At 55.0% G+C, this 19,158-nt stretch carries 15 protein-coding genes; 9 read left to right on the plus strand and 6 right to left on the minus strand.

Features of this window, described 5'->3' with window-relative positions; translation table 11 throughout:
* Positions 1–18: 18 nt before the first annotated feature.
* On the plus strand, positions 19–954 hold the full coding sequence (locus M2407_RS01970; protein ID WP_187962502.1) for a LysR family transcriptional regulator: 936 nt from the start codon (positions 19–21) through the stop codon (positions 952–954).
* Positions 955–1,111: 157 nt separating this feature from the next.
* Positions 1,112–2,119 (plus strand): tryptophan--tRNA ligase, encoded by a 1,008-nt coding sequence (trpS, locus tag M2407_RS01975; RefSeq protein WP_046374185.1) that lies wholly within the window; start codon positions 1,112–1,114, stop codon positions 2,117–2,119.
* A 43-nt stretch (positions 2,120–2,162) separates the two neighbouring features.
* Here trpS and M2407_RS01980 read toward each other — a convergent pair whose 3' ends face one another.
* Together M2407_RS01980 and M2407_RS01985 are read right to left on the minus strand one after the other, a co-directional pair.
* Entirely contained in the window at positions 2,163–3,521 is a 1,359-nt protein-coding gene (locus tag M2407_RS01980) for an MFS transporter (RefSeq protein WP_046374184.1), read from the minus strand.
* A 218-nt stretch (positions 3,522–3,739) separates the two neighbouring features.
* Complete coding sequence (locus tag M2407_RS01985) at positions 3,740–4,645, minus strand: GntR family transcriptional regulator (protein ID WP_130015958.1); 906 nt, start codon at positions 4,643–4,645, stop codon at positions 3,740–3,742.
* Positions 4,646–4,786: 141 nt separating this feature from the next.
* Between M2407_RS01985 and M2407_RS01990 the strand changes: the two genes are divergently transcribed.
* From M2407_RS01990 to M2407_RS02020, 7 genes are all read left to right on the plus strand, one after another.
* Positions 4,787–5,812, plus strand: coding sequence for a zinc-binding alcohol dehydrogenase family protein (locus tag M2407_RS01990; RefSeq protein ID WP_201895604.1), 1,026 nt, complete (start codon positions 4,787–4,789; stop codon positions 5,810–5,812).
* A 120-nt stretch (positions 5,813–5,932) separates the two neighbouring features.
* Positions 5,933–6,766 carry a phosphonate ABC transporter ATP-binding protein gene (phnC, locus tag M2407_RS01995; RefSeq protein WP_020825828.1) on the plus strand — a complete coding sequence of 278 codons (834 nt, stop codon included), beginning with the start codon at positions 5,933–5,935 and terminating at the stop codon, positions 6,764–6,766.
* 51 nt (positions 6,767–6,817) lie between these two features.
* Positions 6,818–7,750, plus strand: a complete 933-nt coding sequence (gene phnD / locus M2407_RS02000; protein WP_020825829.1) for a phosphonate ABC transporter substrate-binding protein — start codon at positions 6,818–6,820, stop codon at positions 7,748–7,750.
* A gap of 58 nt (positions 7,751–7,808) precedes the next feature.
* On the plus strand, positions 7,809–8,672 hold the full coding sequence (gene phnE, locus M2407_RS02005) for a phosphonate ABC transporter, permease protein PhnE (RefSeq protein WP_020825830.1): 864 nt from the start codon (positions 7,809–7,811) through the stop codon (positions 8,670–8,672).
* A complete protein-coding gene (gene phnE / locus M2407_RS02010; RefSeq protein ID WP_041414326.1) occupies positions 8,669–9,568 on the plus strand; it encodes a phosphonate ABC transporter, permease protein PhnE in 900 nt (299 codons plus the stop codon). The genes phnE (M2407_RS02005) and phnE (M2407_RS02010) overlap by 4 nt, the downstream gene beginning before the upstream one ends.
* Before the next feature lie 272 nt (positions 9,569–9,840).
* Positions 9,841–12,408: a putative mucin/carbohydrate-binding domain-containing protein gene (locus M2407_RS02015; protein WP_259216633.1), complete on the plus strand. Its 2,568-nt coding sequence runs from the start codon at positions 9,841–9,843 to the stop codon at positions 12,406–12,408.
* A gap of 279 nt (positions 12,409–12,687) precedes the next feature.
* Entirely contained in the window at positions 12,688–13,152 is a 465-nt protein-coding gene (locus tag M2407_RS02020; RefSeq protein ID WP_020825833.1) for a DUF1456 family protein, read from the plus strand.
* 104 nt (positions 13,153–13,256) lie between these two features.
* On the opposite strand, the gene M2407_RS02025 is transcribed toward M2407_RS02020, so the two are convergent.
* The 4 genes from M2407_RS02025 to ssuD form a co-directional block, all read right to left on the minus strand.
* A complete protein-coding gene (locus tag M2407_RS02025) occupies positions 13,257–14,903 on the minus strand; it encodes a methyl-accepting chemotaxis protein (protein ID WP_259216635.1) in 1,647 nt (548 codons plus the stop codon).
* Between the two features lie 483 nt (positions 14,904–15,386).
* Entirely contained in the window at positions 15,387–16,781 is a 1,395-nt protein-coding gene (locus M2407_RS02030; RefSeq protein ID WP_259216636.1) for an FAD/NAD(P)-binding protein, read from the minus strand.
* Positions 16,774–17,865 (minus strand): dimethylsulfone monooxygenase SfnG, encoded by a 1,092-nt coding sequence (gene sfnG / locus M2407_RS02035; RefSeq protein ID WP_122077743.1) that lies wholly within the window; start codon positions 17,863–17,865, stop codon positions 16,774–16,776. The genes M2407_RS02030 and sfnG overlap by 8 nt, the downstream gene beginning before the upstream one ends.
* Before the next feature lie 16 nt (positions 17,866–17,881).
* A complete protein-coding gene (gene ssuD, locus M2407_RS02040; protein ID WP_130015964.1) occupies positions 17,882–19,042 on the minus strand; it encodes an FMNH2-dependent alkanesulfonate monooxygenase in 1,161 nt (386 codons plus the stop codon).
* Positions 19,043–19,158 lie beyond the last annotated feature (116 nt).

Genomic DNA, 19,158 nt, shown 5'->3' on the forward strand with positions numbered 1-19,158 from the left:
ATACGAAAAAGGTATCACGTGATTGAGCTACGCCAACTGCGGCAATTTGTCGCCGTCGCCGAAGAGATGAGCTTTCACCGCGCCGCCGAGCGTTTGCACATGGCGCAGCCGCCGTTGACGGCCGCCATCAGAAAGATTGAGCAGGAGCTGGGTGTCCCCTTACTGGAACGCGGCAACCGGATCACGCGCATCACCGAGGCTGGGCAGGTGTTTCTGATCGAGGCGCGGCGGACCTTGGCGCAGTTTGAGCGCACCCTTGGCAATACCCGACGTGCGGCGCGTGGCCTGACGGAATCGCTGCGGTTGACCTTTGTCGATAGCACGGTCAATGCCCTGTTGCCGGGGATCCTGCGCCAGTTTCGTCAGGCGCACCCGCAGGCGGAGTTTCATTTGCAGGAGGCCACCACCGCCGAACAGCTGATCGCGCTGCGCGACGATCGCGCCGATATCGGCATGGTGGTCCTGCCGATAGCGCCACAGGATGAGCTGCAGATTCTGCCTTTTTTACAGGATCGCATGGTGCTGGCGCTGCCGGATCACCACCCTTTGGCGACGCAACGGCACGTGACGCTGAGCGATTTGGCCGATCAGCCCTGGGTGCTGTTTCCGGCACATTATGGGCCGGGGATGCACGCGGCGATTTTGCAGGCCTGTGCGGTGGCGGGGTTCAGCCCGCGTATCGTGCAGGAAGCTCGGCAGATGCAAACCATCGGCGGGCTGGTGGCCGGTGGGGTGGGGATTGCACTGATGCCGGCTCTGTTTGCGGTACTGAAATCACCCGGCGTGGTGTTCCGCGAACTGAGTGGCGCAGGTAGCCCGGTGCCCTATACGTTGGCGCTGGCGTTACGCACCCCTTCACCGCTGATCGAGACATTTTGTCGTATCGCCGGCGAACAGGCGGCGGCCTGGCAGCGTGCGGTTATTGACAACCGGCGCAGTGGGGGGATACCTTAAAAGCATGAATATGCCGATGCACTCCACTCACAGCCAGTCTTGGTGGCGCCTCCTCTGAAGGCGGCACGGGTATTCACACCTCTTTTCAATGCCGCCGGTTCTGGCGGCATTTTTATTGCGTTGATCCGGTGGTGTATTTACTTTCAGGAGCAATGCAATGAGCTACACCATTTTGACCGGCGATCGCGCCACCGGATCCCTGCATTTAGGCCACTACGTCGGATCCTTGCGCCAGCGCGTTGAGCTGCAACAACAGCATCAGCAAACGGTGCTGGTCGCGGACCTGCAGGGGCTGACCGATAACGGCAACAATCCGCAAAAAATCAGCGCCAACGTGCTGAATCTGGTCGCCGACTACCTGGCGGTCGGCATTGATCCGCAGAAAACCACGATTTGCCTGCAATCCGCGCTGCCGGCGCTGGCTGAGCTGACGATGTATTATCTCAATCTGGTCAGCGTGGCACGGCTGGAGCGCAACCCCACAGTGAAAAGCGAAATTATCGAAAAAGACTTTTCCCGCAGCCTGCCGGCCGGTTTTCTGGTGTACCCGGTCAGCCAGGCGGCGGACATCACCGCATTTGGCGCGACCCACGTGCCGGTTGGTGACGATCAGCTACCAATGCTGGAGCAGACCAACGAGATCGTGCGGCGTTTTAATCGCATCGTTGGCAGACCGGTACTGACGGAATGCCAGCCGTTGTTGAGCAACGTCGGCCGCCTGCCGGGGCTGGATGGGCAGGGCAAGATGTCGAAATCGCGCGGCAACACCATTACTCTGGGCGCCGATGCCGAGCAGGTGCACAAGGCGGTGATGAGCATGTTTACCGATCCTGGTCACCTGAACGTTAAGGATCCCGGCCGCGTGGAGGGCAATATGGTGTTCACCTATCTGGATGCTTTCTGTGAGGATGCCGATCTGGTTGCCGATCTGAAGGCGCATTATCGTCGTGGCGGGCTGGGGGACATGAAAATCAAACGCCTGTTGGAAGATTGCCTGCAAAGCCTGCTGGAGCCAATCCGTACCCGTCGGGCCGAGTATCTGGCCGATAAGGGCGAGCTGTTGCGCATTCTGCAGCAGGGCACCCAGCGTGCCGATAAGATCAGCAAGCAGACGCTGGCACAGGTGAAAGGCGCGTTGGGGCTGGATTTCTTTAGCCTGTGTTGAACGCACGCCCTCAATCGTGGGAGAGGGCGGCGGAGTGAAATCCTTAGGCGGCGCTGTCAACGATCGGGTGTTTAACCACGAAGATATACGACAGCGCGCCTATCAGGGTGAAGCAGGAACAGAGGATGAGTGCCAGGTTGAAAGAGTGGGTGGTATCGAGGATCCAGCCGGTGACCACCGGCGCGAACGAAGCGAAGATAAAGCTGGCGAAGTTTTGAATGCTGCCGACGGAGGCCGTCATGCGCGAGGTTACCGCCACGTGGATCAGGCCCCAGCAGGAGGTGCCGGCAAAGTGGATACAAAACAGCGCCATGCCGATCAACAACACCGCGCTGTAGGTGGTGGTAGCCTGGGCAACCACGGCGGTAAAGGACGCGGACAGCAGCATGCCGGCCACAATGCAAATTTTGCGGCTTTTCAGCGGTGCCATTCCGCGCCGAACCAAAAAGTCGGTGACGAAACCGTTCGACAACATACCGGCGGCGCCGAACAGGAAGGGGATGGCACTCATTAGCCCGGTGCTTTTCAGGTCCAGATGGTAAGTGGTTTGCAGGTAACCCGGCAGCCAGGCCAGATACAGCCAGGCGGTGTAGTTGATGCCGCTAAAGCCGATCATCATGCCCCACATGGTGCGGTTTTTGAATAGCCCACGCCACTCGCGAAAGTTCATCGGTTCAGGCCGCGCGCTGACGCTACCGGCGTTCAGATAGGCCTGTTCCTGAGCACTCAGGCTGACGTCCTGCCGGTTGCGGTACAGCATGTACCAGCCGATCGACAGGGCGATCCCCAACACGCCGATGGTGATGAACATACCGCGCCAGCCGAAGGCCAGCATCATGGCCGTGAGGATCGGCGGGCTGATCGCCAGCCCGATGGTCGAAGCGGCATTGAAAATGCCCATGGGCATGCCGCGATCTTTAATGTTGAACCAGTCATTGATCACCTTTACGCCGCACGGATTCATTGGCGCTTCGCCGATCCCCAGCCCGATACGTACCCAGATAAACTGGGTGAAGTTATGGATCATGCCGGACAGCGTTTGAAACAGCGACCAGACAAACATCCCGATCCCCAGCATCAGACGTGGGCCTTTTCGATCCAACAGCGGCCCGCAGGGCAGTTGGGCGATGCCGTAGGCCAATGAAAAAGCCGACAGCAGCAAGCCGATTTCGGTACCGCTCAGCCCCATTTCTTCCCGAATGGTGGAGTTCGCCACTGAGAGCGAGCTGCGATCGAGAAAATTGATTATTGCCGCCAGAAATAGCAACAACATGGCCGTAGTTTGGATTTTTTTAATTTTTGCCGAGCGGACTAACATGCCCTCCGGTGGCATAGGAATTATGTTATCGGAATAGGGATCCGTTTGTGGTTTTCCGCTATCGACGGTATGGGTTCTTTCCATCTTTCTTTGCCTCCAGAATTTCGCATTAATAATATTTATTATTCCGGGTATTCCCCTGGGAAGTGCATTAGCAGGTGGTCGGCAGTAAGCCTAGTGGGCGAAATGGGGTTGGCGGTGTGTTTTGTCGCGGTTCCGTGCAGCAGCCAATATTTTGCTGCTTTTTATCGGTTTTAAATGCTGTGGGGATGTTTTTTATCAATAAAGAACGCCACCCTGAATCAGGCGATGCTCTGATTGATCGAGCGGATCATGGACTGCTTGGCGGTGTCCAGATGGCGGTGCAGGCCGTTGATGGCTTCCTGATCGTTACGGCAGATCAACGCGCTGAGAATGGTCATGTGTTCTTCAATGGCGACGATATTGCGCTGTTTAAGATCGGTTTCATCCCACTGATAGTGGAAATGGAAAATCACGGAAATGATCTCCAGCGACTGGTTGAAGAACGGGTTGTTGGCAGCGGAGAGAATCAGCCCGTGGAAATCGCGATCCAATTGGGAAAACAGGCGATAGTTGTCGCTGATGTTTTCCCGCAGTTGGCGGTGACGGCTCAGCAGCTCTTTGGCCTGCAGCCAGCGCTCGTCGTGCATCGGCAGATTGATAAAGTGGGAAAGGGCGTGCGTTTCCAGCATCTGGCGCAATTCAAACAGCTGTTCGGCGTAGCGTTGATCAAATTTCTTCATGCTCCACTGACCGCGCCGGACGCTGTCGATCAGGTTGTAACGGCTGAAGTGCAGCAGAAACTCCCGCACCACCACCGGGCTCACGTTGACCGCACGCGACAGCTGCAGTTCGCTGAAGGTATCGCCGGCGCGCAGCTGCTTTTGGTTGATCATTTGGTAGAACGCCTTTTCAAACTTTTTCCCCTGTTCATCAAGAGAAAGGTTCTGGCAGTCGAAGCCATCTTGCGGCAGTGCCCGGCGTAAAATAACGTAGTCATCGCCGACTTTTTCCAGCACGCCACACTGGGACAAGTGCGCCAGCGTATGGCGTACGGTGGTGCGGCTGATGTTGTACATTTCGGCCAGGGCGGCCTGAGACGGCAGCGGCGAGCGCAGGTGGCCGTTATTGATGCTGTCGATCATCTGGTTTACCACGTTTTGCCGCAGGTTTTGGGTTCTGCTCATGCTGTGCCTCAGGTGTTTTTTATGCATTTAAAACCAATTTAAATCGGTTTATTTAGCGATACCTCACAGATTTGTCTGAACATATCGGCGGCGCTCCGGTTTTTATTTAATAACCTCCTCATCATTAGTGGAGGAAAAACGATGACAACAATGAAAACCTTAGTGTGTGAGCAGCCGACAAAATTAGTTTATCAACGGCGTCCGGTGCCTTTTCCTGCCGCGCAGGAAGTGGTGATCAAAATAATCACCGTCGGCATTTGCGGCACGGATATTCATGCCTGGTCCGGTCATCAGCCTTTCTTCAGTTATCCACGCGTATTGGGCCATGAAATATGCGGTGAAATTGTCAGCGTCGGCAATAACACCACTGACTGGCAGGTGGGCCAGCGGGTGGCGGTAATGCCGTATATTTCTTGCCACCGCTGTGGCGCTTGCCAAAGTGGCAAAACCAACTGCTGCGAGAATATTTCGGTGATGGGTGTTCATCAGGATGGCGGTTTTTGCGAATACCTCAGCGTGCCGATCGGCAACCTGCTGGCGGTGGACGATGTGGCTCCTGAAGCGGCGGCACTGATTGAGCCCTTTGCCATCAGCGCTCATGCGGTGCGTCGTGCCGGGATTGCGGCGGACGATCAGCTGCTGGTGGTAGGTGCCGGGCCTATCGGGCTGGGCGTCGCGGCGATTGCCAAAGCCGATGGCGCGCAGGTGGTGGTGGCGGATACCAGCGCCGAGCGTCGGCGGCACGTCGAGCAGGTGTTGCAGTTACCAACGCTTGATCCGCAGGATGAACGCTTTGATGCGGCGCTGCACGGCCAGTTCGACGGCAAATTGGCCGCCAAGGTGATTGACGCCACCGGCAACCCGCAGGCGATGAACCACGCCGTTGATCTGATTCGTCACGGCGGCAGCATCGTGTTTGTCGGCTTGTTTAAGGGCGACCTGCAGTTCTCCGATCCGGAGTTCCATAAAAAGGAAACTACCTTGATGGGCAGCCGCAACGCGACCAGCGAAGACTTTGCCAAGGTGGGGCGGCTGATGGCGGCAGGGAAAATCACCGCGCAGATGATGCTTTCACACCATTTTGATTTCGATAGCCTGGCGGAGCATTACGAAGCGCAGGTGATCAACAACAGGCAGTTAATTAAGGGTGTCATTCACTTTCAATAAGCCCCAGCGGGAAATGATGGCACGCGTCATTTCCCGGCCACAAAAGCATCATCCCGTTGTCATAAACTTATCCGTTAATAGGTGCCCATAATGATTAGTCACTGAAACCAGAGAAATCATATGGCTCAGGCACTGTTAAAACTGGCACCAACCGATTTTCCAGGGCAGCAACCGGTTCAACTACAAAAAGTGTTATCGGTTAAAGGTTTGGGAAAAGCGTATAAATCTCAGCATCGCGTGCTGGATGACATCAACTTCGATCTGCACGTCGGTGAATTCGTGGCGGTGATCGGGCGTTCCGGCGCCGGCAAATCCACCTTGCTGCATACCCTGAACGGCACCATTCCTTCGAGCTGTGGCGAGATGCTGCACTTTGAGGATGACGGCGTAGCTCAGGATATCGCGCAGCTTTCCCCTCGTCAGATGCGGCAATGGCGTGCCCGCTGCGGCATGATTTTCCAGGACTTCTGCCTGGTGCCACGGCTGGACGTGATGACCAACGTGCTGTTGGGGCGACTGAGCCACACCTCGACCCTGAAATCCTTCTTCAAACTGTTTGACGATACCGACCGCGCCCGTGCTATCGAGCTGTTGCAATGGCTCAATATGCTGCCGCATGCCCTGCAGCGCGCCGAAAACCTGTCAGGCGGTCAAATGCAGCGAGTGGCGATCTGCCGCGCGCTGATGCAAAACCCCAAAATCCTGCTGGCCGATGAGCCGGTGGCGTCGCTCGATCCGAAAAATACCCGTCGCATTATGGATGCGCTGCAAAAAGTCAGCGAAAACGACATCGCAGTGATGGTGAACCTGCACTCGGTCGAGTTGGTAAAAGAGTACTGCACCCGGGTGATCGGCATTGCACAGGGCAAGATCGTGTTTGACGGCCACCCTTCGCAATTGAACGAACGGATACTGCACCAGCTGTACGGCGAGGAAGCCAATCAGATCCATTAACCACCAGAACCTTTATCTTCACTTTTACCTTTACACACACAAGGCATTGTAATGAAAAAAGTATTGAGTCTGACCACAGTGATGGCCGGCGCGATGATGGTATTTAATGCTGCCGCAGCGGATGCACCTAAAGAACTGAATCTGGGCATTCTTGGCGGACAGAACGCCACCCAGCAAATCGGCGACAACCAGTGCGTGAAGCAGTTCCTGGACAAGGAACTGAACGTGGACACCAAGCTGCGCAACTCCTCTGACTATTCTGGCGTGATCCAGGGCCTGCTGGGCGGCAAAATCGATCTGGTGCTGAGCATGTCACCGTCGTCGTTTGCCTCGGTCTATATCAAGGATCCGAAAGCGGTAGATATCGTCGGCATCGCGATTGACGACGTAGACCAATCTCGCGGTTACCACTCCGTGGTAGTGGTTAAAGCTGGTAGCCCGTATAAAAAGCTGGAAGATCTGAAGGGCAAGGCCATTGGCTTCGCCGATCCGGATTCCACTTCCGGTTTCCTGATCCCGAACCAGGAGTTCAAGAAACTGTTCGGCGGCACGGTAGACAATAAATATAACAACGCCTTCTCTAGCGTCACCTTCTCCGGCGGCCATGAGCAGGACATCCTTGGCGTGCTGAACGGCCAGTTCGAAGGCGCGGTGACCTGGGCGTCGATGATCGGCGACTACAACACCGGCTATACCAGCGGCGCGTTCAACCGCATGATCCGTATGGACCATCCCGATCTGATGAAACAGCTGCGCATTATCTGGCAGTCGCCGCTGATCCCGAATGGCCCAATCCTGGTGAGCAACTCGCTGCCGGCTGATTTCAAAGCCAAGGTCGTGACGGCCATTAAGAAGCTGGATAAGGACGATCACCAGTGCTTCATCAAGGCCATGGGCGGTAAACAGCACATCGGTGACACCACTCTGGCGGAATACCAGAACATCATCGACATGAAACGTGAGCTGACCAAAGGCGACCGTTAATGCTGACGGGGCTCGGCCTGGTCGAGCCCCGCTGAATTCCTCACGTCGGAAACCTATTTTGAATACAGATTTTGCGCACTACTACCAACAGATCCGCAGCAAGCAAAAGCGCGAGACGCTGTTTTGGTCGCTCGGTCTGGTGGCGCTCTACCTGGGCGCCGGCAGCATCGCCGAGTTCAACCTGCACACCGTGTGGGTCTCCATTCCTCACTTCTTTGATTATCTGGCGGAAACCATCCCCACCCTGCATTGGAATCTGCTGTTCGCCGATGGCCGCACCGAAGGCTCTTTGGCCTACTGGGGCTATCGGTTGAATATCCAACTGCCGCTGATTTGGGAAACGCTGCAGCTGGCGCTGGCGGCCACCATTCTTTCGGTACTGGTGGCGGGGGCGCTGGCATTCCTGGCGGCCAATAATACCCACAGCCCGGCGTCGTTGCGGCTGGCAATCCGGACGCTGGTGGCGTTTTTGCGCACCATGCCGGAGCTGGCCTGGGCAGTCATGTTCGTGATGGCGTTTGGCATCGGTGCCATTCCGGGCTTTTTAGCCCTGGCGCTGCACACCATCGGCAGCCTGACCAAACTGTTTTATGAATCGATCGAAACCGCGTCCAACAAGCCGGTACGTGGGCTGGCGGCCTGTGGCGCGACGCCGCTGCAGCGCATGCGGTTTGGCCTTTGGCCGCAGGTAAAACCGGTCTTCTTGTCGTACAGCTTTATGCGCCTGGAAATCAACTTCCGTCAGTCGACCATTTTGGGGCTGGTGGGGGCGGGCGGCATCGGCCAAGAGCTGATGACCAATATCAAACTCGATCGCTATGACCAGGTCAGCATGACGCTGCTGCTGATTATTCTGGTGGTTTCGCTGCTGGACTATGCCTCGGGCGAACTGCGCAAACGGGTCGTGGAGGGGAAAAAATGATCACAGCACCAACGCTCACGGCGGAAGGAATGCAGGCGCTCAAGCAGCAGCATCCGGAAATATTCTCGCAGCAGCGTCGCTACCTGCGCACCGTCGGCATCATCGCGGTAGCGATCGCGCTGTATTACCTGTTCTTCTTCCAGTTTTTCGGCATCTCCTGGCCGCAGTTCGTTAACGGATGCCATCAGCTTGGCCGCTATTTTATGCGCATGTTCGTCTGGCATGATTTCGTCAACTGGCCGTTCATGTACTATTTCCAGCAGATTTTCATCACCATCGGCATCGTGTTCGCCGGGACCATTACCGCTTCGCTGATCGCCTTGCCGCTGTCGTTCTTCGCAGCGCGCAACGTGATGTCAACGCCGCTGTTGCGACCCATATCGGTGGTGGTGCGGCGGTTTTTAGATATTTTTCGTGGCATCGATATGGCGATCTGGGGGCTTATTTTTGTCCGCGCGGTTGGTATGGGGCCGCTGGCTGGGGTGCTGGCGATCGTGATGCAGGACGTTGGTCTGCTCGGAAAACTCTATGCGGAAGGGCATGAGGCGGTCGATAAATCCCCGAGTCGTGGTCTGACGGCGGTGGGGGCCAACGGCCTGCAAAAGCACCGTTACGGTATCTTCACCCAGTCGTTCCCGACCTTTCTGGCGTTAAGCCTTTACCAGATTGAATCCAATACCCGCTCGGCGGCAGTGTTGGGCTTTGTGGGGGCTGGCGGCATAGGGTTGGTGTATGCGGAAAACATGCGGCTGTGGAATTGGGACGTCGTGATGTTTATCACGCTGATCCTGGTGGTGGTGGTGATGATTATGGATAAGGTGTCGTCGATCCTGCGTAATAAATACATCATCGGCGAAGACATTCCGTTGTACCAGCAGAAAAGCCAAATCGATTAAGCACTGACACTATTTCACTGGCGGTTGGACATATTTGGCTTCTGATGCTGCGTTATCCACTTACAAGATTAACGCAGCGTATAAATAGCCAGGTAATTATGATTAAGGCGCAATGTCACCGTTGCGCCTTGTTATTTTTATGGGATTTATCCCCATCGCTGTTCTATGTGTTGTGTGGTACTTCAGTAATCGTTATCGATTAGTGCGTAAGTGCATTCTTAATTATTTTATCCAGGTCTGTTAGAGGACAAAATAACCTTGAGGAATGCAGGATGCCAACTATCACTAAATCAAAATCACTTTATACTTTGACGCGACCCGTTTGGTTAGATGCTGCGGGCATGAGCAAAGGGATTGACCACGATCGTCAACATCTGGGGATTATTCTCGCCGCCGGCCAAGTGGTGCGAGTTCGCCAGACCAATTCTGCCTTTAGCGGCAAGCTGAAGCTGCGCTTGTTGAACGACGACAGCAAAACCGAGGCCGAATTCACTATCGGCAGCAGCTGGGTTGAGGCCAGCGTGAAGGCCGTATCCGTGCCGTTTATCGACACGCCATACGCGGCTGGGGCGCCCGTCGTGGAGGTTGAGTACCCGGACACGTCGAAAATCTTGCCGGTCTACCGTAAAGGCGAAAACGAAACGGCGTTCTTCGCCCGCTGGGATAATCAGGATGCGGAATTTGCACTTGTCGAGTCCGACTACGCGGCGCTACTGGTGCCAAAAATCAGCAAAAAAGAGCTGAAGGCGCTGGGCGAAGCTAAAAACATCGACGGCCTGATCGCCTATTACGATCGTATTTTTACTTTTTATAATGCGCTGGCGGGGGTGTCATTCGAGGATGAGAATGCTTCGGATCTTAATATTAAAAACCGCTACTTTATTAAGGCTGATAAAAATGGCGCCGGCGCTGCTTATTACGGTGGTCGTTGGACGGCGGAAACCAGTAATTCGGTCAGCAGTTTCTGGCTAACCCCGAAAGACAATAACTGGGGAAGCCTGCATGAAATTGCCCATGGTTATCAGGGCCATTTTATGGGCGATAAATACTTCGCCACCGGTGAGATGTGGAACAATATCTATGCTGCCTGTTATCAGGACGTGATGCTGGGGGCACGCAAATATCAAGAAGGCTGGTTGTATGCGCATGGCGATATGGCCGGCGTGGAGAAGGTTATTGTCGATTTTATCGCCAAAGCTACTCCGCTTAATCAATGGGACCTGCGCTCGAAACTCTACTTTGCGGTTCTGATGGTGGATAAGGCGGGCAAAAATGCCTTCACCCACTTTAATCAGCAATACCGTAAACGTTGCAACACCCCAGGCTTTGTTCCTTCCGAACATGCGCTGCTGGATATGCTCAGCGAAAGCTTTGCGGTCTCCGGCGAGCAGATTGACGTTACGCCATTTATCCAACTGGTCGGCGGCTACGTCACACCGGCTCAGCAGAAGCGTAATGTCTTTAGCCACGCGAAAGCGGTTTATCCTCTCTATCAATTGGTTGCCGCGCAGGATCTCGATGCGGTGAAAACGCAGTTGAAGCTGGACTCCACCCTGCGTCTGGTGGATTCCGCCCAGTTGAAGGCTACCGGTCTGAAAGGCAACGTTACCCTGAGCTTTGACATTGACGATTTCGCCCAGATTTACGGCGAAGATCTGATCCTGCTGGACGGGGCCCGTTACGTTCGCAAAATGCGGATCGACAGCCCAACCCTGGTGCTGAAAGAGCTGCCGATTGGCGTTTATACCCTGCGACTGCCTACCGGCAAAGACCGGAAGTATCAGTTGGCCCAGGGTTACCTGGTGCTGAAACAGGGCGATAACGCGCTGAAGCTCGGTTTGGTTAAAAAAGTTGCGTCGCCGATCGCCACGCAAGAAATTAATCTGTTGGGGCTGAGTGATGCCGTTTTCGCCACGGTTGTGGCCGATCGCGGCAGGGGCAAAGTGGTGATTGACGTTACCAGCAAGGAACCGCACTCTTATTTCCCCGGAGAGACCTATGCCAAAATCACCCTGCGCAATGCACAAGATGCGGTGATCTTCAGCAAGGATATCCAGGGTACCGCCGCGAGCCTGAGCCATGATGAGTTGCCTCTTGCCGTCGGCGACAAAATTGAAATCTATCATGTGGAGCCGGGACGCGTACGGGTGGCACCGGCCTCTCCGGATATCATTGATAATAAAAATAAAACTAACGTATTGACGATCACCCAATACGGATTGAAGAACGAAACCTTGTCGGGAGATCCGCAGGCAGCTCTGTTGGTGCGTCTTGAGGCAGCGGTACAGCGTCTGCGTGAATACCGTCAGGCCTATTTAGCGCCGTTCAGTGAGTTTAAAGACGATATCTATCTGGCGATCAATACCTTCGACAGCCCGCAGCGCGAGCAGTTATCGGCAAGCTATCAGGACTGCATTCCGGCTCACAATACCCGGCCGGGAGATCACCTGGGCAATGCCTTTACCCTTGCCGGCAAAGGCATTGGCGATCGTCAGTTCCTGACCGGTACGGTCGATTTGGTGAAGAAAACTTTCACCCTGTCGATTGGGGCAGGGATTGCACATCATTACTTCACGGATGTTTATGCGGCCGTTAGCTACACGGATGCGGAAGGTAACGTGCTGTATAGCGATGAGGTGGTGGGTAACCAGGAGCAACAGGCTCGTTCGGTCGTGTTGCCAATTTCCGGCTACGGCGGCGAGGTGATTCAACTGCGTCATGAGGAACCGGATAACCGCCTGATTATCACCAACGAGATGCAGCATGTCCGGCTGGCTGAAAAGGGCAAGCAGCAGAGCTATTGCCTCACGCCGATAGGGCTGGAACGGATTACTGAATAACCTATACCCGTCATACTTGAAGCTGCCTCTGTGTTGGCTGCGCTCACTTACCCGAATCACTTACTACAGTAAGCTCATCGGGATGCGCTCCCTTGCCGCCTTGATGCAACTCCAATTATTTAGGGTATATATATGGTGCCGGTTTGATAACCCAAAAGCCAAATCGATTGAGAAACCCTGCACTGATCCTTATACTGCCGCACATATTCAAGGCGTGCGGCACTTATTTGATTTAACAACGCGAGCACGCCTTCCGGTTTACAAGCTAAAGGCAATTCTATGATCAACAATGACGTGCTGCGCAGCGTGCGCTACATGCTGAGTATTAACGACGCGAAAATGGTCGAGATTATCAAGCTGGATAATTTCGATGTTGCGGTCTCGGCAATGGGTGCTTACGTCATCAAAGAAGGTGAGCCAGGTTTCGAGAAGTGCCCGGACGAAGTGATGGCTCACTTCCTGAACGGTCTGGTGTTTTTCAAACGCGGCAAGGACGACAAGTTCCCGGCGCCGGAAGTGGAACTGCCGATCACCAATAACCTGGTGTTGAAAAAGCTGCGCGTGGCGTTTGAGTTGAAAGATACCGACATGCACCAGATTTTCACCGCCGTAGATTTCCGCATTTCCAAGCCGGAGCTAAGTGCGCTGTTCCGCAAAGAAGGCACCAAAAACTTCCGCCCGTGCGGCGATCAGATGCTGCGTTATTTCCTCAAAGGCTTGGCGCAACGCCTGCGCGGCGCATAAGTTACGCCACCATTGATGAAAACCGCTTCTCAACGCCAACATCCTGTTGGCGTTGTTCTTTCTGCGATATGAACCAAAATCGAGCTTAACTCTTATTTAGCGTCTCAAAAACGGCTCCAATTCTCCGCGTCATCATCGGCAAGCGCTGGTCCTTTCGCTGCGGTAATAACCTGCGGCCGGACATTAATCGCGGCGGGCGCGGACGTGGCGAGTTTGAAAACGGCGACGGTTTGGTTCAAGTGATTGGCCTGATCTTCCAGTGCACTGGCGGCGGAAGCTGATTGTTCAACCAGCGCGGCATTCTGCTGGGTCACCTTATCCATTTCGTTAACGGCTTGCGCGATTTGTGCAATCCCACGGCTCTGCTCTTCTGAGGCGCTTGAGATCTCCTGCATGGTTTCCGTGACCTGACCGATGGCGGTAACAATTTCCGTCATAGCCCCGTTAACGTTCTCCACCAGATCGTTGCCCTGACTGACGCGCAGCACCGACGTATCAATCAGCGTTTTAATTTCTTTGGCTGCCTGAGCGCTGCGCTGTGCAAGGTTGCGCACTTCACCGGCGACCACGGCAAAGCCACGGCCTTGTTCACCTGCACGGGCCGCTTCTACCGCCGCATTCAGGGCCAAAATATTGGTTTGGAAAGCGATACCGTCAATGACGCTGGTGATATCACCAATTTTGCGTGAGCTGTCGGCGATATCGCTCATGGTGACCACCATTTTGCGAGTAATCTCGCCGCCGTTGATGGCACTTTGCGAAGCGCTTTTCACCAACGAAGTGGCAGCGCCGGCGCTCTCTGCGTTGTTTTTCACCGTAGCAGAAAGCTGCTCCATGCTGGCCGCCGTTTCTTCCAGCGAACTTGCCTGTTCTTCCGTGCGGCTTGAGAGGTCGTTGTTACCCGCGGCAATTTCCTGCACGCCGGTATAAATATTTTGCGTGCCTGCACGGACGGCGCTGACGGTATTCGCCAGCTCATCACGCATATTGACGAGCCCTTGCATCAGCTTGCCAATTTCATTATTTCCACTGGCATTAATTTCTATCGCCAAATTTCCGTGTGCAATTTCAGCTTGATAGTCGATAATCTGATTGATTTTGTTGATCACATATTTTCTGATCCAGACCAGTACCACGCCGGTTAGCAGAATAAAGATAAAAATAAACGTCAACGATAAAGGCACCATTTTATGGTAACTGTCCTGTGCCGCAATACCCGCTGGAGTAATAATATCGTTGGCAACGTAGGCTGAGGTCTCATCAAGCGCAGACATGAAATGCGTGGCTGAGCTATTGTGCATAATTGTTTGGAAACGGGAGATATCGCCATCTTCCAGGCTGATAATTAATTTAAGCAGGTCGCCGCGTGCTTTTTCATACAGATTCTTGACGTTCTTGGTCCGCGCTTGTTCATCCTGATCCTTCAGTGACAGTTGATAAAATTCTTCCATCAATTTATCAACTTCAGTGAGGCGCTGGCGAAGTTCGCCCAGAGATTTTTTTGCATTGTGATTTTGTGGCTGCGTGCTGAGCATCAAGGCATCTTTCAGCACGTCTTCACGGATCTCGGTAACGGAAGCGTAGGCATTATCCATTGCCATGATTTGATTAAAGCCGGAGGAGATTTGGGTAATGCGGTTATTGGTGCCTGAGGCATCCAGAATGCTCCACGCGCCGGAGAATATCTGAATAATACAGAATAGGGTTAAAATCCCCATTAGCCCGTGGGAGATTTTTAATCGTTCAAACATAGTACAACCTGAGATTTCAGTGAGGTGCCAGTGCGGCAAATAACACTATTTTGCCGCGAGAAGTGCTGTGTGTTTTCGGCAGATTACGATAAAACTTTAGTGATTAATTGGGGGCGGGATTTGAGGGCCAAATTATCTTTGTTTTTAACTTTTCGTTTTTAGTTGAAACATACAGATAACATGAACTGGCCTGAGACCTATTATCCAAAGCCCGGCAGTAAAGTAATAGCGATACCTCGAGGGAAAATAGCTTAAGGTTTTGTAACGGAGCGTATTTATTTTTCCTGGTTATTATTAATCATGTTTCTATTTTAATGGCGGTGCAGCCAAACCCAAACAGGGCTCAGGCTGCTGACAAACGCTCGAAAAGGCTAAACCGGTAGGGGTCGAACATGTTCGACCCGATTTAATTCATTGATTATGCTATTGGGTGCAGCATGCAGCGCCCCTACCATTAAACAACAGAGCACTTTGTCAACGGCTTCAGCTCGCAGGGGGGATTGGCGAACCGCCGAGCAATTGCTGCGCCAGCGATTCTGCGTGTTGCGCCACCTGCGGCAACCCCATCAGTTCACCGAAGCGTCCGCGGGCGGCGGGGCCTGCCACATAGAGACGATCGTTACTTTTTCCCTGGCGATCAATCGCTCGCGAGTGGCCATCGACCCAAATTCCCAGCGCCAGCGGATCGGGCTGGATAGCCCCTTCCGCTGCGAGCTGCTTCAGCAGCGCATCGCTGTTGAGCAACGCACCGTGCGCCGGGCCAGTTGTGACAATCAGTTTATCCACCCGCAGAGTTTCCGTGGCGGCTTTACCGCGTGCTTTCACCGTCAGAATGAGCGTTTCTTTGTCTACCTCAACCTGCTTAAGGCTGGCGGCCAGCACCTTAAGGCGCCCATTTTGCTGTAGCAGGGACAATACCTCACTGACCTGCGGTGCAATGCGGTAACGGTGCACGTCCCACCATGGACGCAGATGGCGTAGAAAGCGCCGCTGTTCTTTCAGCGAAAGCCGTTGCCAAATCTGCTGTCCGTTCAGCCGTATGTCATCCAGTACCCCTTGCCAGGGCAGGCCTTCCTTGGCGGCCAGCGCTACTTCCTGTCGGACTCGCCGCAGCCAGGCGCGGGCGCTGTCCGCCTGTGGACGCCGATAATCAAGCTGGCGAGGCGGCGACTCACCGGTCAGATTTGGCCGGGGCAGCAGGCCGCGGCGCGAGAATGCCAGGATCGGCCCACGATGCCCCTGGCGCTCAAGCGATGCCACCACGTCAGACATGGTTAACCCGGAACCGATGATAGCCACCCGCGCACTCTTCTCCACCCCGATTAACGCATCTGTCCGCCACGGGTTGGCGATCAGGCCTGGATGGTCTTGCGGCACCTGCTGTAGTTGTCTCGGTACGTCAGGGGGAGGGTGGCTGATGGCCAGCACCACCTCATCCGCGCGATATCTATCCCCGGAGGCCGTCAGCACCTCTGCATTTTGCAGCGCCACGGCATAATCCTGAACATGGGTGACCTGTACCGGCGATATTTCCAGCGCAGCGGCCAGCTTGTCGACAATATAGGCGGCGAACCGTCCCCGTTGCGGATAAAGGCTGCCATCACTCCAGAGCGCTTTGTCATCCTGTTTGAGGCCTCCCTCAGCCCTCAGCCAGCGGTCGAAGTCGCCTTCTTCGGCGGCGGAAAGCTGCATACGTGCGGCAGGGACGTTTATGCGATGCGCCGGGTCGACCGTGCCATAAGCCACGCCCTGAGCCAACTGCGCACGAGGCTCGATAACGATCACCTTCAGGCCGGATTGGCCCAACCGCGCCAGATGAATAGCCAGCGCGGTACCGCTAAAGCCGCCGCCAATGATGACAATCTGCCGATCAGCCATGACTTAACACCGGTTGCTGTTGGCGTTCCAGCTCGCGAACCCGCGGGATCACTTCGCGGCCAAAGAACTCCACCTCTTCCTGAAAATGCAGGAAGCCCAGCAGCATCAGATCCACGCCGGCTTGTTTGAGTTCGACGATCCGCTCCGCTATCTGCTGCGGGGTGCCAATCAGGTTGGTTTTGAAGCCATCGTTATATTGCACCAAATCCTCCAGCGTCGATTTCGCCCAGTTACCTTCCCCCTCAGGGGAGGCGCTACCGGCATTTTTCACCTCAGACTGGAACCCTTTCACCGCATCCGGATTCGCATTGTCCAGGATATCACGCAGTACGCTTTGCGCTTCCTGCTCCGTTTGGCGGGCAATGACGAAGCCATTGACGCCGATCTTGACCTTGTGCTGATTTTCGGCGGCTTTTAGCTGGATATCTTCAACCTGCTGACGGATACCTTCCGGGGTGTTGCCGTTGGTGAAGTACCAGTCGGACACTCGTGCGGCCATATCCCGCGCGGCTCTTGAACTGCCTCCCTGGAAAATCTCCGGTTGCGGATCCAGCGGTTTCGGCTTCAGCGAATAGTCGCGGAAGCGGTAAAAATCACCGGCAAAGGTGAAGCTGTCCTGCTGCCAGATGCCCTGCAGGCAGCGAATGAACTCTTCCGAACGCAGATAGCGCTCCTCGTGATCCAGCCAGGGTTCGCCAATGGCTTTGAACTCGCCCCGGAACCAACCGCTGACGATATTGACCGCAATACGCGCGTTGGACAGATGGCTGATGGTGGCAATCTGTTTGGCGGCGAGGGTTGGATTCCATGGGCCCGGCAACAGGGCGGCGATGACCTTGAGCTTGTCCGTCGCTCCCAGCAAGTCCTGTGAAAATGTCACCGACTCATGTTGATTATCCGCGCCATAGCCGGCGGTAAAGCGGATCTGCGTCAGGGCATAGTCAAACCCGGCGCGCTCGGCAATTTGCGCCAGCTTGCGGTTATAGTTTGCATCCCAACTGGTACGCTGAGGGATTTGGCTGATCACCAGGCCACCCGACACGTTAGGGACCCAGTAGGCGAACTTGATCGGTTCATTGCTCATGGTTTTCTCCTCAGTTTCACTTTTTCACCGGACGACGATCGCCGCCGATGGTTTCTCCAAATGGCCCGGTGTTAACCGTGCGCTGACGTTTTTCGACGTTGCCCGCCAGCGGCAACAGTGGCATCACCAGTTCGGCAAACCGGTGAGCCTCTTCCAGGTGCGGATAACCCGAGAAAATAAAATTAGTGATCCCCAATGCCTGATATTCACGGATGCGTTCGGCAACCTGTTGTGGATTGCCGACCAGTGCGGTACCTGCGCCGCCGCGCACCAGCCCCACGCCTGCCCATAAGTTGGGGGCGATGCGCAAACTGTCCTTCGAGCCGCCGTGCAGTGCGCTCATGCGGGCCTGTCCGGTCGAGTCCATACGCGAGAAAATTTTCTGTGCGGCGGCGATGGTGTCATCATCCAAATGGGCAATCAGTTTGTCGGCGGCAGCCCAGGCTTCCTCTTCCGTTTCCCGAACAATGACGTGCAGGCGAATGCCGTAGTCCAGCGTGCGTCCGCGCTCCTGGGCGCGCCGACGCACCACGGCAATTTTCTCCGCCACCTGCTCAACCGGTTCTCCCCAGGTGAGATAGGTGTCGATCTGGCTCGCCGCTACCTCCAGCGCTTCCTCTGACGAGCCGCCAAAAAATAGCGGCGGCCCGTTCTCCTGTACCGGCGGGAACAGCACTTCAGCGCCTTCAACCCGCAAATAATCGCCCTGAAAATCGACCTTTTCGCTTTTCAGCAGGCGAGAATAGACCTCCAGAAACTCGCGGGTGACCTGATAGCGCTCGGCGTGACTGAGGAAGATCCCATCGCCTTTGTTCTCGATGGGATCGCCACCGGTCACCACGTTGATTAACAGACGCCCCTCCGAAAGGCGATCCAGCGTGGCGGCCATCCGCGCGGCAAGGCTCGGGGGCTGCAACCCAGGGCGCACGGCGACCAGATAGCGCAGACGTTTGGTGAGGGGGGCGAGTGCGGCCGCGACCAGCCAGGAATCCTCGCAGCTTTTGCCGGTTGGGATCAGCACGCCGTAATAGCCAAGGTTGTCTGCCGCCAGCGCAACCTGTTGCAAATAAGGCAGATCTACGGCTCTTCCGCCCTCGGTCGTGCCCAGATAACGGCCGTCGCCGTGGGTCGGTAAGAACCAGAATACGTTGATGTTTTGCGCCTGCCGTTCGCTCATTAGTCATTTCCTATATAACGATATCTTAATTTATTCAATAGAATATCCATGCTTGGTTATAAACAACCAAGCAGAAAGCATGCCAAAATGATTGGTTTTTTTTGTTCTTATCTATT

This window comes from Serratia sp. BIGb0234 (assembly GCF_024809915.1).
GTDB classification, from domain to species: Bacteria; Pseudomonadota; Gammaproteobacteria; order Enterobacterales; family Enterobacteriaceae; genus Serratia; species Serratia liquefaciens.